Origin of the sequence: Pseudomonas sp. SIMBA_041 (assembly GCF_046535095.1) — a bacterium.
GTDB lineage: Bacteria > Pseudomonadota > Gammaproteobacteria > Pseudomonadales > Pseudomonadaceae > Aquipseudomonas > Aquipseudomonas mucoides.
In genome coordinates this window covers 95,873-110,612 of sequence record NZ_JAWRXJ010000015.1, presented here as the reverse complement: position 1 = coordinate 110,612, position 14,740 = coordinate 95,873, and the positions used below count along the sequence as shown (strand labels likewise).

Sequence of the window (14,740 nt, the reverse complement as noted above, 5' to 3'; positions counted from 1 at the left end):
ACTAGGATGGGCTCAATGGCCTATTTCACTGAAGCGATGACTATTTTCGATTTCATTCAGTGAGTAAATTTATTGTCGAGAAACCATATGTCAGATTCCACTGATCGGAATGAAAACAAAAATGAAGTCGGTGTCGGTGCGGTCTCCCGATTGTTTGCCGTGTTGCGCAGCCTCGGTGACACCGTCGAGGGCGGGGAGCGCGTGACACAACTGGCGCAGCGCATCGGCTTGTCGCAACCGACCACGCACCGTTTGTTGCGCAGCCTGATGGACGAGGGCATGGTCGAGCAGGATGTGCGCAGCAAACGTTATCGCCTGAGCCTGGATTTTTTTGCCTTGGCGGCGCGAGCGGGCAATACCGGCAACCTGCGTGAACTGGTGCGGCCGTCGTTGCTGCGGCTCTCGGCGTCGTTGGGGGATTCGTTGTTTTTACTGGCGCGCAGCGGTTTTGACGCGATCTGCCTGGACCGCAGCGAAGGGCCGTTTCCGATCCGCACGTTCACCGGCGATATCGGCGGGCGCGTGGCGCTGGGCGTGGGCCAGGGCAGCCTGGCGATTCTGGCGTTCCTGCCGGAGGAGGAGCGCGATACGGTGATTCATTACAACCTGCCGCGACTCAAGGATTTCCATTTGTACGACGAAGTGTTCCTGCGCTCGGAGGTCGAGAACGTGCGCGCGTTGGGGTATGCGGGGCGCAACACCGGTGTGCTGCAAGGCATGGCCGGGGTGGCGGTGCCGATTCTGGATCGAGAGGGGCGGGCGGTGGCGGCGTTGAGTGTGGCGACGGTGAGTGACCGGCTGGGGCCGGATCGATTGCCGACGGTGGTGGAGATGCTCAAGCGCGAAGCGGCGATGATCGGGCCGCGGATTAATCCATTCGATCCGCTGCTGCGCCGGCCTTCACAGGTGTTTGGGCAGGGCTGAATAGATTGCTGAACCCCTTGCAGGGGTGAGCCTGCTCGCGATGAGGTTGGTACATCCAGCATTGCTGTTGACTGACCCACCGCTATCGCGAGCAGGCTCACTCCTACCGTTGATTGGGGGGGCCAGGTTTTGTGATCGACGCCGAATCCCATTAGGTGGTCAGAACTGCTCCGTTTGCTTGAGCATCTGCGCCGTCGGCGTGTCGCTCGGGCTGACCATCGCGTAGTTGTAGCCGCTGCCGGACCAATATTCGGCCTGCAACTCGCCATCGCTGCGACTGCCTCGCGGCAGGAAAATGTTTTTCGGTCCCGGTGGGCGCACGTAGAAGCTGATCTTGTGCCCGCCCTGATCCTCGTAAACCACCATCGCCGCCGGCCCTTGTTCGGTGCTGAGCAAACGGCCGCTGACCGGTTTGAAGCCTGCGCTCGACAGGTCCGGCAGGCGATTGGCGCGGGTGAAATAACGGTCGAGCCAGCCCTGCATGTCGCCATCGTCGCTGACCGTGTAGTCGGCCGGCAGAATGCCCTGCTGGGCGATCAGCCGGTAAGCCTGCAGCGCATCGGTCATCGGCAGCGGGGGACTGGGCAGGGTCATTTGGCGCGCTTGCCAGCCGCTCAACCCACCGACGCTGACGGCAATCAACAGCACCGCTGCACTGGCCAGATGACGACGCGACTGGCGTTTGAGGCGCTGGCGAATCAGTGCCGGGTCGAGGTCCGGGTTGGCGGTGTGGTGCAGGGCGCCGCTCATGGCTGCGCGCAGTTGGTGGGCGTCGTGCTGCCAGGCGCGCACTTGCGCGGCCGTTTCCGGGTGGCTGGCCAGATACGTTTCCACCAGACGTCGGTCGGCGTCGTTGAGTTGGTGATCGACGTAGGCGTGCAGGTCACGCTCGCTCGGGGGCATGCTGATCATTTGAGTATCCGCAAAGATGGGCTGATGATTTCGCCGTCGCTGAGCTGGCGCAAGGCCTGGCGGGCGCGGGACAGGCGGGACATCACGGTGCCGGTGGGGACGTCGAGAATCTCGGCGACCTCTTTATAACTCAAACCTTCCACCGACACCCAAAGCAGCAGGGCGCGCTGTTCGGTGGTGAGTCGGTCGAAGGCTTGCAGCGTCGATTGAGCAATCACCGTGCGTTCGACCGAGGGCTGTGCGTCGTCACGCCCGGTAAAGAATTCGAGCATCCGCGCATAGCGCCGGGAACGGCGGTGGGCATCCAGAAACTGCCGGTACAGTATCGAAAACAGCCAGGCGCGCAAGTCGCCTTCGGGGCGTTTGTCCGCCCAACTCGACAGCGCTCGTTCCAGACTCGACTGCACCAGATCGTCGGCGCTGCTGGGATTGCGCGTCAGCGACACGGCGAAGCGCCGGAGCCTGGGAATGATTTCTCTGAGTTGTTCGTCGATATCGTTCATGGGAAAGGGCGGGTTCTGAGTCAGTGAAGGGCGGCAGTGACAAGGAAGACGCCGTCTGACGCAGGTTATTCCCTCTGCCGTAAAAGAAAATCCCACGGACTGTTTTTTGTAGGACTTTTCTTCATTGGTTGTAATCCTGTAATTGCGTCAAGCGTCGTGGCTCAACCCTCGTAACAAGCGCAAGCGGCATTCCGTCCAGCCAGTCAGTCGGCTCGGCGCCACCGTCCGGTCTTGAGCTTGAACATAGAGCCCGATGAGATTTTTGACATGCAAGAGCACGCTATCACCCTCAAACCCGCAGTGGTCTTTTCGCCCATGCCTGCGCCAGCTGTGGATCATGACCTTTGGCAGACATTGGGCCGTGGGCCGACGGTCAAGCCAGCGTTCTCCTTGATTCATCACGCAATCGAAGCGCAAGCCGTGACCCATCCACAAGGTATTGCGGCCCTTTGGCAAGGTGAATCCATCACCTACAACGAATTGAACAGGCAGGCCAATCGACTGGCTGCCGTGTTGATCAGCCAGGGCGTCAAGCCCGGTGATCACGTTGCCCTGTTCGTGGAACGCTCGATCCCCATGCTGGTGGGCATGTTGGCCGTATTGAAGGCGAGCGCGGCCTACATTCCCCAGCACGTGGGGATCACCCCCACGACACAATTGCGCCACATCATGGAGGTTGCCGCCACGCGTCTTGTGCTGACGCTGTCGAATCTTGAGTCGCAGATTCCCCTGACAGCAGCGCAGCACTGCATATGCCTTGATGATTTCATGACAGCCCCGACCACCTCATCGGACGAAGTGAACGTGGCCGGTACGCCGTCAACGATCCCGGATCTACTGTGCTTCCTGTTGTTCACCTCCGGCACCACCGGGCAGCCCAACGGGGTTCGGGTTACCCACCGCAATGTCTGCAATATTCTGCTGACGGAACCGGGCAACCTCGGCATGAAGCCTGGGTTCAAGGTCGGGCAGATGCTGAACATCGCCTTCGATATGGCCGCGTGGGAGATTCTGGGTTGCCTGGCCCATGGCGCGACGTTGATGATCCGGGGCAAAGACATTGCTCAGACCGCCGAGCAATGCGACGTACTGATCGCCACGCCGTCGATTCTCGGCACACTCGATCCCGCGCGTTGCCAACAGGCCAAGGTCGTGGCCGTTGCCGGCGAGCCGTGCCCACAGCCACTGGCCGATCGCTGGTCGTCGTTTTGCACGTTTTACAATGCCTGCGGCCCGACCGAGACCACCATCGTCAACACCATGCAGCGGTATCAGGCCGGCAGGCCCCTGACCATCGGCAAACCCACGCCCAATAACACGGTATACGTACTCGATGAAGACGGTCGACCGTGTGCCATTGGGGGGCAAGGGGAAATGTGGGCGGGCGGGGATTGCGTAACGGCGGGTTACCTGGGGAATGCGGCGCTCACCGCCGAACGTTATCGACCCGATCCATTTCTGGGTCAGGACCGGATGATGTTTCGGACTCGCGACCTGGGGCGCTGGACGGAGGAGGGCGAGCTCGAACACTTGGGACGCGTTGATGATCAGGTCAAGGTGAGGGGCTTTCGGGTTGAGCTCGACAGTGTGTCGGCGGTGCTGGAGTCATGCGACGCCTGCGAGCGAGCGGTTACGCTGAAACTCGACAGTCGTCATCTGGTGGCCTTCGTCAGCCCTGCGTCCACCGACATCGAAGCGGCGCGACGTCGCTGTGAGGCGCGCCTCGCCTATTATTGCGTCCCTTCGTTGATCATCGCCGTGGACCACATTCCCCTGACTTCACGGGGTAAAGTCGACAAGCGGCGGCTGCTGGCCCAGGCGCAGCAGGCCAACCTTGATGCCAACGCTGTATCGAGGGTGAGCGCATGAGCGCCGCTCGCGGTTTACCCGCCAAGCGTGCGCTGTGGCGACGCCTTGGAACGCTGCCGTGGTTTTCCCATTACAACCGGCTTGTGGCACTGGTCCTGATACTCAATGGTGCCGCGCTGGCGCATGGATTGAACGCCGGGCAATGGTGGACATCCACCGGTATTGCCCTTGAAACGCTGGCGGGGCTGGTAGTGGCGAATCTGTCGATGGCGATTTTGATCCGCCAGCAATACGTCATCAATCTGCTGTTCTGGCTGGCCACCCGGGCCCCCACCCATTGGCCACTGATGATTCGTCGCTCATTGGCCAAGGTCTATCACTTGGGGGGCCTGCACAGTGGCGGAGCCTTGGCCGCCATGGGTTGGTTCGTGGCGTTGCTGGGCTCATTGGGTTGGCATTGGATTGACGGCAAGGGTGGCGTTTCGACCGCGCTGCTTTGGGTGAATGCAGGGCTGTTGGGGGTGTTGCTACTGGTGGCGACCATGGCGCATCCGTGGATTCGTTCGCGTTTCCACAATGGGTTCGAGCGAACTCACCGCTTCGGTGGCTGGGCCGCACTCGTCATGTTTTGGGGCTCGACCCTTCTGTTTGCTCGTGATCAGAACCCGCAAGTGCCGCTGCAAGAGGTGCTGGCCACCTCGGTGCCCTTCTGGATGCTGATGGTGCTGACGTTCAGCATTGCATTGCCATGGTTGCGTTTGCGCAAAGTGCCGGTGCAGTTACTCAGGACTTCATCCCACGCCGTCATTGCCCGGTTCGGGCATGTCACGCCGTTTGCCGGTTCGTCCAACGCCATCAGTCTCAACCCGCTGTTGGAATGGCATTCGTTTGCCAACATTCCCACGCCGGGGGAGGCCGGTTTTCGGCTGATCATTTCCCGGGCCGGGGACTGGACCGGCGAATTCATCGAGCAAATGCCAACTCACGTCTGGGTCAAAGGCATTACCACCGCTGGCGTGGCGCACATCGAAACCCTGTTCAAGTCGGTGGTGTATGTCGCCACCGGCAGCGGTATCGGCCCGGTGCTGCCCCATCTGCTCGCAAGGCAAGTGCCGATCCATCTGATCTGGTCGACCCGCAACCCACGAAAAACCTACGGTGACGAGCTGGTGGAGGAAATTCTTCAGGCCCAGCCCGATGCCTTGATCTGGGACACCGATGTGCTCGGCAAACCCGATCTGGTGCAACTGGCCTATGACGCGGTTCAAGCGTTCGGTGCAGAGGCCGTGATCTGCATTTCCAACCAGACACTGACTCAGCGAGTGGTCGAGGAAATGGAGAGTCGAGGCATTCCAGCCTACGGCGCGATCTGGGATTCCTGACGTGAGCGCTGGCTATTAACCCTTCAACTATTTTGCAAAGAGGTCACCATGCACACATTGATCGAACATCATGATCGAGTCGTCTTGATTCGTCTGAACCGCCCGCAAGCCCGGAACGCCCTGAGCGATGAGGTCATGCGCGAATTGCTGGACACCCTGCAACGGTTGGATCGGGATCCGGGGGTGGGGTGTTTCGTCCTGACCGGTACCGTGGACTATTTCGCGGCGGGTGCCGACATCAAGGAGATGAGCCAAAAGTCCTATCTGGACATGGTCCACGAGGATTATTTTGCCGGGTGGGAAGCCTTTGCCACGTTACGCACCCCCACGCTGGCCGCGGTCGCCGGTTATGCGTTTGGTGGCGGCTGCGAGTTGGCGATGATGTGCGATTTGATCTTTGCGGCCGATACGGCGCGATTTGCTCAACCGGAAATTAAACTGGGCGTGATGCCCGGCATGGGCGCCACTCAGCGTCTCACGCACCTGATCGGAAAATCGAAAGCCATGGACATGATCCTGACCGGCCGCTCGATGTCTGCCCAGGAGGCCGAACGGGCAGGGCTGGTGTCGAGAGTCATTGCCGCCGCCGACCTGCTGGAAGAATCCCTGGCGGCGGCGCAGACCATCGCCGGTTTCGCCAAAACCGCCACCATGGCAGCGCGCGAAGCGGTTGATCGCGCGCTGGAGCCTGGATTACGCGAAGGCCTGTTGCACGAGCGAAGGGCGTTCCATGGGTTGTTTGCAACCCCCGGGCAAAAAGAAGGCATGCAGGCTTTTCTCGATAAACGTGAGGCATGTTTTAACCCTGCCTGATGGGGTTTGAGTATTCGTCGCTCGCGACGCTTTGAAAGAAACTACAGTTCAGGGGGAATAATCCTACGTGACGTTCGTCTCATAGCTCCTTCCCCCTGTGGCCGATGGCCCTGGAGTCTTTCATGGTTGATCGCTCAACACCGCCAACCGGGCCCACCCGGCCACCGCTGAGTGGCGCAAGCCTGACGTTACGCCTGACCGGCATTGCCGTGGTGGTCGCCGCGTTGGCCGGGGCCTTTGCCTACGTCAACGGCACCTTTGACCCACAACGTCTGACGCCGAAAAAACTGATCAATGTGCTGGAAACCAACAACGGCGTGCACCCGGGTTTCCGGCGCAATCACGCCAAAGGCGTGTGCGTGATCGGCCATTTCGAAAGCAGCAGTGAAGCGCGCAATTATTCCAGTGCCCAGGTGTTCAGCGAAGCACAGACCCCGGTGGTCGGGCGGTTCGCATTGCCCGCCGGCAATCCTTACGCGCCTGACAGCGCCGTGCCGATTCGCAGCATGGCGTTGCGATTTACCCAGGCCAACGGCCAGCAGTGGCGCACCGGGATGAACAGCATGCCGGTGTTCCCGGTGGGCACGCCTGAAGCGTTCTATCAATTGCAGCAAGCCCAGTCGCCGCTTCCCGCCACGGGTAAACCTGATCCGGCGGCGGTCCCGGCATTCTTCGGCTCCCATCCGGAAGCGGCGCCGTTCCTGGCCTGGATCAAAACCGCCAAGCCGTCGGCCAGTTATGCGACCGAGACGTACAACAGCGTCAATGCGTTCTACCTGGTGAATGCGGCCGGTCAACGCCAGGCAGTGCGTTGGAACATGGTGCCGGTGGCACAGGATGCGGCGGGCGCCACAGCACCTGAAGGCAGCGATTTTCTGGAGAAAGACCTGGTTCAGCGCTTGTCGGCCGGACCGTTGCGTTGGCAGTTGATGATCACGCTGGCCAACCCGGGGGACCCGGTCAACGACGCCAGCAAGGCCTGGCCCGATGGTCGCAAAGTGTTGAACGCCGGCACGCTGGTCCTTGAACGTACCCAGCCGCAACTCAATGGCGAGTGCCGTGACATCAACTACGACCCGCTCGTGTTGCCCAGCGGTATCGAAGGTTCCGACGACCCGTTGCTCGCGGCTCGTTCAGCCGGTTACGCCAGTTCCTACTTGCGCCGCACCAGTGAAGTCAGTCAGTTGCCCGCCGCTAAACAGGAGGCTCAACAATGAGCGCCCAACCGAACCATTTCGCGCCATTGGCGCGGCTGCTGCATTGGCTGATGGCGCTGATGATCATTTCGATGCTGTTTATCGGTGCGGGGATGGTGGCTTCGGTGTCCGAGCGCCATGAGTGGTTGATCCATCTGCACAAACCGTTGGGCATTGCGATTCTGCTGCTGGTGATCGTGCGTTTGTTCGTGCGCTTTTCCACCCGACAACCGCCGTTGCCGGCCGATTTGCCGAGCTGGCAGGCGCTGGCAGCCAAGGCCTCGCACGTCTTGCTGTATGCCTTGATGTTCGTGTTGCCGTTGCTCGGTTGGGCAATGATTTCGGCGGCGGGTGATCCGGTGATGCTCAGCAACTCGTTCCAGTTGCCATCGATCCTGCCGGCCAATGCGCAGGTGTTTGCGTTTTTACGCAAGGCGCATGGGTATTTGGCGTATTTGCTGTTCTTGACCGTGCTGCTGCATTTGGCGGCGGCGTTGTTTCACGGCTGGGTGCGGCGCGATGATGTGCTGGACAGCATGTTGCGGGGCAAGGACCGCGGCTGATCCCTGTAGCAGCTGGCGCAGCCTGCGTTCGGCTCATGTAGCCGCTGTCGAACGCAGCCTTCGGCAGCTGCTACATGAGCCGAACGTACAGGATTCGGGTGATCAGCGCAGGGTGTCGATCATGTCGGCGACGGTGGTCAGCACGTCCTTGCCCAATTGCTTGGAGCGCTTGCCGGACCAGCCTGTCAGCGCATTCGGAGCATCGTCGTTGTCCTTGAACGGCATCTCCAGGGTCAACGACAGGCAGTCGAATTTCTGACCGACGCTGTTGCAGGCCAGGGTCATGTTGGCTTTTCCCGGCTCGTCGCGGGTGTAGCCGTGCTTGGTCTGGAAATCCTTGGTCAGGTGTTTCAGATGGCTGCGGAAATGCTCTTCGAGTTTTTCGATGCGCGGCGTAAAGCCCGGGTTGCCTTCGCAGCCAGCGGTGAACACGTACGGGATTTCTTCATCGCCATGGATGTCGAGGAACAGGTCGACGCCATATTTTTCCATCTGCTGTTGCGCGAACAGCACTTCCGGGCTGATCTCCTGGCTGGCGCTCTGCCAGGCACGGTTCAGGTCCTGGCCCATGGCGTTGGTGCGCAGGTGACCGTGGAAGGCGCCGTCCGGGTTCATGTTCGGGATCAGGTACAGGTCGGCGCTGGCCAGCAGTTTGTTCAACACCGGGTCGTCGTGCTTTTCCAGGCGCTCGATCACGCCTTCCATGAACCATTCGGCCATGTGTTCGCCAGGGTGTTGCTGAGCGATCATCCAGACCTTGCGCCGGCCTTCGGCGCCGGTACCTTTGCGCAACAACTGAATGTCGCGCCCTTCAACACTCTTGCCGGTCGCCAGCAGCTCGGTGCCGGCCTTGGTCAGTGCCTGTTCGATCAGCCAGTCATGACGGCCACGGCTGTAAGGTTCGAAATAGGCGAACCAGGCGTGAGTAGCGGTGGCCTCGAGGCTGAAGCGCAGGCAGTCGCCTTCGAAGATAGTCGGTACGCGGAACCAGTTGACGTGGTCGTACGACGCAACAGCCTGATAACCGTCCCAGGCTTTGTTGTACGAGGACTTGCTGGCGTTGTTCAGGCGAAACCAGTGCTCTTGACCGACGTGCAGACCGCTGGCCTTGAAGTGGAACCACTGGAAGTGCGGGCTGCGGGTGTCAGGTTTGATGGCCAGCAGCGCTTGAAGCGGGTTGCTGATATCCAGCACTTCAATGTTGCCGCTGTCGAAGTTTGCACTGATGTCGAAGGAAGATTTGGCCACGGTCATAGTCGGTTCCTGAATATGATTGTATGGCTGCTACTTTACACGCTGGAAAGGGATTAGGCGGTTGGAAAAATCGCCCCTGGTGAAACCGTCATCGGCGTGTATAGATCACCATCAGGACGGCCCCCTGCACCGAGCCCGCACTGTGTGCCGCGTTCGGAGCGCGGCAACAGTAGTCGCCGACGTTCAGTGTGCGGTCCTGGTCGTAGAAGGAGCCTTGCAAAACGAACAGTTGTTCCTGCTCGCCTTCATGGGTATGACTGGCGACTTGGGCGCCAGGGTCGACTTTCATCAGCATGGTTTTTTCGCCGCGTTCGCTGTCCTCGAACAGCGGCTTGATCCAGAAGCCTTCAGCCTTCGTCGGCAACCAGTCATCCATTGAGGACGAATAATAAAGAGAGCCTTCAACCGGTCCCTGGATGCCGTTTTTCCCGGCAATTTTCCATGAGGGTGTTTCATCGCTTGGCATGTTTTTCACCTGGGTTCGTTTACAAGTCCTTCACCAGTCTCAAGGCATCGTAGATCGCGGCGTGGGTGTTGCGCGCAGCCACGGCATCGCCGATGCGGAACAACTGAAATCTGCCGTCCGGGTTGGTCACCACCTGTTGTGGGTTGCCAACGATCAGGTCCTGATGTTCGATCACACCGCCGTTGCTGGAAGCGGATTTCAATTCGAAATACAGTTCGTCCAGCGGTCGGGTGCCGTGGTTGACCACCACTTGATCGACGCGTCGGACCTTGCGCGCACTGCCGTAATCGCTGTCGATCGTTGCCAGCAGATCCTGCCCCTCGCGCTCGACTGCGAGCAGCCTGAAGGTGACGGTGAAGGTGGTATCCAAAGCTTGCAGCGAGCGCATGTACGGCACCAGATTCATTGCCATGACTTCCGGCGCGAAGGTCCGGTCCGGCGTCATGATTTCGACTTTTGCGCCACTTCTGGCGATGAATTCGGCAGCTTGCAGCGCCGCATGATCACCGGCGTCGTCGAACAGCAGGACATTGCGCCCGGGTTTCACATCCCCGGCAATAATGTCCCAGGTGGAGACCACCAGATCATTGCCTGTCGAGAGAATCTCGGTATGGGGCAGGCCGCCGGTGGCGATGATCACCACGTCCGGGTTTTCGTCGTGGACGTTGCTGGCCTCGGCCCAGGTATTGAAACGAAAACTGACGCCACGTGCCAGGCACTGGGCCATGCGCCACTCGACGATGCTGATCATTTCCCGTCGGCGTTCCGATTGCGCGGTGAGCCGAACCTGACCACCGGCCTGATTGGCGGCTTCGAACACCACCACCTCATGGCCGCGCTCGGCCGCCACTCGCGCCGCTTCCAGCCCGGCGACGCCAGCCCCGACAATCACAATCTTGCGTTTGCTCGCCGCCTTGGGAATGTCATGGGGCATGCTGGTTTCGCGGCCGGTGGCCGGGTTGTGAATGCAATAGGCAGCACCGCCCTGATAGATCCGGTCCAGGCAATAATTGGCGCCGACACAGGGGCGAATATCGTCTTCGCGGCCTTCGATAATCTTGCGCACGATATGCGGATCGGTCATGTGCGCGCGGGTCATGCCCACCATGTCGATCTTGCCCGAAGCGATGGCATGGCGGGCGGTGGCCACGTCTGGAATCTTCGCCGCGTGAAAGGTGGGGAAGTCGGTGGCGGCGCGAATTTCTCCCGCGAAGTCCAAGTGCGGTGAATTGCGCATGCCCTGGATCGGAATCAGGTCGGTCAAACCCGCGTCGGTGTCGATGTGGCCGCGGACAACATTGAGAAAGTCCACCATGCCGCTGTCTTTCAAGCGCCTGGAGATGTCCAGCCCATCCGCCGCGGTCAGCCCGCCGGGCATCAATTCATCGCCGGTATAACGCACGCCGACGATGAACTCGTGGCCGACGCGCTGGCGAATGGCGCTGAGGATGTCGAAGGTAAAGCGCAGCCGGTTGTCGATAGAGCCGCCGTAGGGGGCATCGAGGTCGTTGGTCAGTGGCGACCAGAATTGATCCATCAGGTGCCCATAGGCTTGCAGCTCGATGCCGTCCAGACCTGCAAACTTCATCCGTTCGGCGGCGTCGGCATAGTCCTTGATGATGCGTTCCACATCCCAGTCTTCCATCTTCTTCGGGAAGGAGCGATGGGAGGCTTCACGCTCGAACGAGGGTGACACCACGGGCAGCCAGTCGCCCTTGTCCCAGCGCGTGCGCCGGCCCAGGTGCGTCAACTGGATCATGACGGCCGCGCCATGTTCGTGGCAGGCATCACTCAGGTCGCGCATCCAGCCGACCACCTCGTCCTTGTAGGCCAGGATGTTGTTGAACACCGGCGGGCTGTCCCGGGAAACCGCAGCGGAGCCTGCGGTCATGGTCAAAGCCACGCCGGCCTTCGCCCGTTCCACGTGGTAGGCGCGATAGAGCTCCTTGGGCATGCCGTCCACGGGATAAGCCGGTTCGTGGGCGGTGGTCATGATGCGATTTCGTAAAGTCAGGTGCTTCAACTGATAGGGCTGGAGGAGCGGATCATTCAGCATCGTCAAGACTCTCCGAAAGCGGGCAAGGACCTGCGTTGAAATTACGTTAGGGTGAAATGTACACCTGTGTCAACACTATGGACACAGGTGTACATTTTGCTTGCGTGGTGTTGTGTGAGCGGCTAGGATCGAGCCATGAACGAACAAACCAAAGCAGTAGAAACCGGCTGGAGAGGGTCCTTGGAAGGGTGGCTCGATGCAGCCTATGAAAGCCTGACCGAGTGCGGAGTCGACACGGTGCGGGTGATGCCGCTGGCCAAAAAGCTGGGGTTGTCGAGAACCAGCTTTTACTGGTTTTTCAAGGACCGCGAAGAGCTGCTCGCTGCTTTGATCGAGCGCTGGCGGGTGAAGAACACCGGTAATCTGGTCGCCCAGACCGAGTGTTATGCCGAGAGCATTGCCGAAGCGATGCTCAATGTTTTCGACTGTTGGCTGAACCCCGATCTGTTCGATTCACAGTTCGAATTTGCCATGCGCAGTTGGGCCTTGCAGTCCGCTGAAGTGTCCGAGCATATCCGCGTGGCCGACATTGCCCGCCGCGAAGCCTTGATCCGGATGTTCATGCGCTTCGACTACACCTACGAGGGGGCCGATGTGCGGGCCCGCACGATTTACCTGACACAGATTGGCTACATCAGCACCAACACCCGAGAGGATATCGGGGAGCGAATGCGGCGGATTCCCGAGTACGTGAAGATCTTCACCGGCCAGGAACCCCTGGAGCGTGAATTGAAACGCTTCTACTCCCGCCATGGGTATGTGATGGATGAGGTTTCATCGTCTACCCAGGACTGATCGCAACGTCTGACTGACGAAGGCAGGTTCACATGTACGAAGAACCCACGATAGGCATTATCGGTGGATCGGGATGGCTTGGCCGTTCGATTGCCCTGGCAATGCTCGACAAGGCGTTTGTCCAGCCCGGGGCTTTGGTGCTTTCGAACCGCAGTGCGAGCAACCCGCTGACGAGTGCCAAGTGGTCACAGGTGACGGTAACGAGCGACAACCAGGAGTTGGTGGAGCGCTGTGAGGTGGTCATCGTGTCCGTGCGTCCCGAGCAGTTTGCCGAGGTAGAAATCTTCGCTGAAAACCGGCTGGTGATTTCCTTGATGGCAGGCGTTTCTCTGGAAGATGTGGTGCAGCGTACCGGCAGTCGGCAGGTGATTCGCGCCATGGCGAATGCCGCCGCCGAAATCGGCAAATCCTATACGCCCTGGCTGGCGACTCAACAGGTCAGCGAAGAGCAAAAAGCGTTCGCCCAGTGTTTGTTCGAAACCTTTGGTGGTGCCGATGAAGTCTTCAGCGAAAGGCATTTGAACTACCTGACGGCGTTGGTGGGTACAGGGCCTGCTTACCCGGCATTGTTGGCTCGCAGCCTGTTTCAGCATGCCGTGAGCAGCGGTTTGCCACCGGCAATCGCCCAGCGCGCTTGCCATGCAGTGGTGGTGCAAGCCAGTCAGTTGATTGGCGATGGGCGCTCCGTCGACGAACTCTTGCAGACGCTCATCAATTATCGCGGGGTCACGGCGGCGGGTCTCGACGCCATGCTCGCCAGCGGATTCGATAAAACAATAAAAGCAGGTCTGGATTCAGCGGCCTCGGTCGCCAGTTGCATGAATCCCTTTGCCCATTCTGCTGACACGAAAGAAGGTCCAATGACGCGGTAGTTGGCCCTCCTTAACTCTGGCCGCAATCGAGGTTAGCGTTTATGAATTTAAAGTCTTTCTCGAAAACGGGACTTGCACTCGGCATCGTCGCCTTCAGCGGTTGGGTGTCAGCCTCCGAGTGTGGTGATGTGACGATTGCCAACATGAACTGGCAATCGGCTGAAGTCATGGCCAACGTCGACAAGCTGATTCTCAACGCAGGTTACGGTTGCAATGCCGATCTGGTCACCGGGGATACGGTTCCGACCATCACCTCCATGGTCGAGAAGGGCCGGCCTGACATCGCCCCCGAAGGCTGGATCGACCTGGTTCCGGAGGTCGCCAGGAGCGGCATTCAAAGTGGCAATCTGATCCAGGCGGCGAACTCGTTATCCGACGGCGGCTCGCAGGGCTGGTGGATTCCGAAGTACATTGCCGATGCCCATCCGGACATCAAAAGCTTCGAGGATGTGAAAAAACATCCCGAACTGTTCCCGGCCCCTGACGACAAGAAAAAAGGCGCGATCTACAACGGCCCGCAGGGTTGGGGCGGCACCGTGGTCACCAGTCAGTTTTATAAGGCCTACGATTTCGAGAAGGCCGGTTTCGTCCTGGTGGACACCGGTTCGGCCGCCGCGCTGGATGGTTCCATCGCCAAAGCCTACGAGCGCAAGGCGCCTTGGCTTGGGTTTTACTGGGAGCCCACGGCTTTACTGGGCAAGTACCCCATGGTGAAGCTGGACAACGGCCATCCGGTCGATGCGGCGGAGTGGAAACGTTGCAATACCGTTGCTGACTGTCCTGATCCCAAACCGAATGGCTGGCCGATTGATCGGGTCTACACCCTCACCACCAAGTCCTTCGCCGCTCGCTCGCCAACGGTCATGGCGTATCTGAACAAGCGCGCCTGGTCCAACGAGACGGTGAATAAACTGATTGCCTGGATGACTGACAACCAGGCCACCGGTGAGGAAGGCGCCAAGTATTTCCTGAAAAACAACGAAGCGCTCTGGACTAAATGGGTTACCCCTGAAGCCAGCGGCAAGATCAAGGCTGCGCTTTAATCCACTTGGGTCGATGCAGCTCGCCTGTTCGCGCTGCATTGAGCCTCGCGCACCGATAACAATAAAAACACCCACGTATTGAAACGACCTGCCAGCTTCCTACGGTCTTCTACAAAAGGGGAATGTCATGGAGTGGTTACTCAGCTTTCCAC

The 14,740-nt window shown here is 59.8% G+C and carries 14 protein-coding genes; 9 read left to right on the top strand and 5 right to left on the bottom strand.

The features are described from left to right. Positions 1 to 87 precede the first annotated feature (87 nt). Complete coding sequence (locus tag SB725_RS28555; protein WP_410922919.1) at positions 88 to 924, top strand: IclR family transcriptional regulator; 837 nt, start codon at positions 88 to 90, stop codon at positions 922 to 924. Positions 925 to 1,083: 159 nt separating this feature from the next. On the opposite strand, the gene SB725_RS28550 is transcribed toward SB725_RS28555, so the two are convergent. Both SB725_RS28550 and SB725_RS28545 read right to left on the bottom strand, forming a co-directional pair. Continuing rightward, a complete protein-coding gene (locus tag SB725_RS28550; RefSeq protein WP_410922917.1) occupies positions 1,084 to 1,836 on the bottom strand; it encodes an anti-sigma factor family protein in 753 nt (250 codons plus the stop codon). Beyond that, positions 1,833 to 2,339 (bottom strand): RNA polymerase sigma factor, encoded by a 507-nt coding sequence (locus SB725_RS28545; RefSeq protein WP_027925050.1) that lies wholly within the window; start codon positions 2,337 to 2,339, stop codon positions 1,833 to 1,835. The genes SB725_RS28550 and SB725_RS28545 overlap by 4 nt, the downstream gene beginning before the upstream one ends. Before the next feature lie 315 nt (positions 2,340 to 2,654). On the opposite strand from SB725_RS28545, the gene SB725_RS28540 reads away from it, so the two are divergent. The 5 genes from SB725_RS28540 to SB725_RS28520 all read left to right on the top strand — a co-directional run bounded on the left by SB725_RS28540 (position 2,655) and on the right by SB725_RS28520 (position 8,102). Continuing rightward, a complete protein-coding gene (locus SB725_RS28540; protein WP_410922925.1) occupies positions 2,655 to 4,208 on the top strand; it encodes an amino acid adenylation domain-containing protein in 1,554 nt (517 codons plus the stop codon). After that, positions 4,205 to 5,530, top strand: a complete 1,326-nt coding sequence (locus SB725_RS28535) for a hypothetical protein (protein ID WP_410922916.1) — start codon at positions 4,205 to 4,207, stop codon at positions 5,528 to 5,530. Before SB725_RS28540 ends, SB725_RS28535 begins: the two co-directional genes overlap by 4 nt. A 48-nt stretch (positions 5,531 to 5,578) precedes the next feature. Continuing rightward, complete coding sequence (locus SB725_RS28530; protein ID WP_059182561.1) at positions 5,579 to 6,343, top strand: enoyl-CoA hydratase-related protein; 765 nt, start codon at positions 5,579 to 5,581, stop codon at positions 6,341 to 6,343. 122 nt (positions 6,344 to 6,465) lie between these two features. Beyond that, on the top strand, positions 6,466 to 7,560 hold the full coding sequence (locus SB725_RS28525) for a catalase family peroxidase (RefSeq protein ID WP_410922915.1): 1,095 nt from the start codon (positions 6,466 to 6,468) through the stop codon (positions 7,558 to 7,560). After that, positions 7,557 to 8,102 carry a cytochrome b gene (locus SB725_RS28520; protein WP_027925055.1) on the top strand — a complete coding sequence of 182 codons (546 nt, stop codon included), beginning with the start codon at positions 7,557 to 7,559 and terminating at the stop codon, positions 8,100 to 8,102. Before SB725_RS28525 ends, SB725_RS28520 begins: the two co-directional genes overlap by 4 nt. 102 nt (positions 8,103 to 8,204) lie before the next feature. On the opposite strand, the gene SB725_RS28515 is transcribed toward SB725_RS28520, so the two are convergent. From SB725_RS28515 to SB725_RS28505, 3 genes are all read right to left on the bottom strand, one after another. After that, positions 8,205 to 9,356 carry a M14-type cytosolic carboxypeptidase gene (locus tag SB725_RS28515; protein WP_027925056.1) on the bottom strand — a complete coding sequence of 384 codons (1,152 nt, stop codon included), beginning with the start codon at positions 9,354 to 9,356 and terminating at the stop codon, positions 8,205 to 8,207. A gap of 88 nt (positions 9,357 to 9,444) precedes the next feature. After that, positions 9,445 to 9,822, bottom strand: coding sequence for a cupin domain-containing protein (locus SB725_RS28510; protein ID WP_081743992.1), 378 nt, complete (start codon positions 9,820 to 9,822; stop codon positions 9,445 to 9,447). Positions 9,823 to 9,841: 19 nt separating this feature from the next. Continuing rightward, positions 9,842 to 11,878: an FAD-dependent oxidoreductase gene (locus SB725_RS28505; RefSeq protein ID WP_410922914.1), complete on the bottom strand. Its 2,037-nt coding sequence runs from the start codon at positions 11,876 to 11,878 to the stop codon at positions 9,842 to 9,844. Between the two features lie 135 nt (positions 11,879 to 12,013). Here SB725_RS28505 and SB725_RS28500 point away from each other — a divergent pair, with 135 nt between their 5' ends. The 3 genes from SB725_RS28500 to SB725_RS28490 are packed head-to-tail and all read left to right on the top strand — an operon-like array spanning position 12,014 to position 14,588. Beyond that, complete coding sequence (locus SB725_RS28500; RefSeq protein WP_032833623.1) at positions 12,014 to 12,673, top strand: TetR/AcrR family transcriptional regulator; 660 nt, start codon at positions 12,014 to 12,016, stop codon at positions 12,671 to 12,673. A 32-nt stretch (positions 12,674 to 12,705) separates the two neighbouring features. After that, positions 12,706 to 13,545 (top strand): pyrroline-5-carboxylate reductase family protein, encoded by an 840-nt coding sequence (locus SB725_RS28495; RefSeq protein WP_027925058.1) that lies wholly within the window; start codon positions 12,706 to 12,708, stop codon positions 13,543 to 13,545. Positions 13,546 to 13,586: 41 nt separating this feature from the next. After that, positions 13,587 to 14,588, top strand: coding sequence for an ABC transporter substrate-binding protein (locus tag SB725_RS28490; protein WP_027925059.1), 1,002 nt, complete (start codon positions 13,587 to 13,589; stop codon positions 14,586 to 14,588). Positions 14,589 to 14,740 lie beyond the last annotated feature (152 nt).

Excerpts from the sequence above, each read along its gene's own strand:
- SB725_RS28555 (WP_410922919.1), top strand. The coding sequence starts at position 88 with ATGTCAGATTCCACTGATCGGAATGAAAACAAAAATGAAGTCGGTGTC.
- SB725_RS28550 (WP_410922917.1), bottom strand. The coding sequence starts at position 1,836 with ATGATCAGCATGCCCCCGAGCGAGCGTGACCTGCACGCCTACGTCGAT.
- SB725_RS28545 (WP_027925050.1), bottom strand. The coding sequence starts at position 2,339 with ATGAACGATATCGACGAACAACTCAGAGAAATCATTCCCAGGCTCCGG.
- SB725_RS28540 (WP_410922925.1), top strand. The coding sequence starts at position 2,655 with ATGCCTGCGCCAGCTGTGGATCATGACCTTTGGCAGACATTGGGCCGT.
- SB725_RS28535 (WP_410922916.1), top strand. The coding sequence starts at position 4,205 with ATGAGCGCCGCTCGCGGTTTACCCGCCAAGCGTGCGCTGTGGCGACGC.
- SB725_RS28530 (WP_059182561.1), top strand. The coding sequence starts at position 5,579 with ATGCACACATTGATCGAACATCATGATCGAGTCGTCTTGATTCGTCTG.
- SB725_RS28525 (WP_410922915.1), top strand. The coding sequence starts at position 6,466 with ATGGTTGATCGCTCAACACCGCCAACCGGGCCCACCCGGCCACCGCTG.
- SB725_RS28520 (WP_027925055.1), top strand. The coding sequence starts at position 7,557 with ATGAGCGCCCAACCGAACCATTTCGCGCCATTGGCGCGGCTGCTGCAT.
- SB725_RS28515 (WP_027925056.1), bottom strand. The coding sequence starts at position 9,356 with ATGACCGTGGCCAAATCTTCCTTCGACATCAGTGCAAACTTCGACAGC.
- SB725_RS28510 (WP_081743992.1), bottom strand. The coding sequence starts at position 9,822 with ATGCCAAGCGATGAAACACCCTCATGGAAAATTGCCGGGAAAAACGGC.
- SB725_RS28505 (WP_410922914.1), bottom strand. The coding sequence starts at position 11,878 with ATGCTGAATGATCCGCTCCTCCAGCCCTATCAGTTGAAGCACCTGACT.
- SB725_RS28500 (WP_032833623.1), top strand. The coding sequence starts at position 12,014 with ATGAACGAACAAACCAAAGCAGTAGAAACCGGCTGGAGAGGGTCCTTG.
- SB725_RS28495 (WP_027925058.1), top strand. The coding sequence starts at position 12,706 with ATGTACGAAGAACCCACGATAGGCATTATCGGTGGATCGGGATGGCTT.
- SB725_RS28490 (WP_027925059.1), top strand. The coding sequence starts at position 13,587 with ATGAATTTAAAGTCTTTCTCGAAAACGGGACTTGCACTCGGCATCGTC.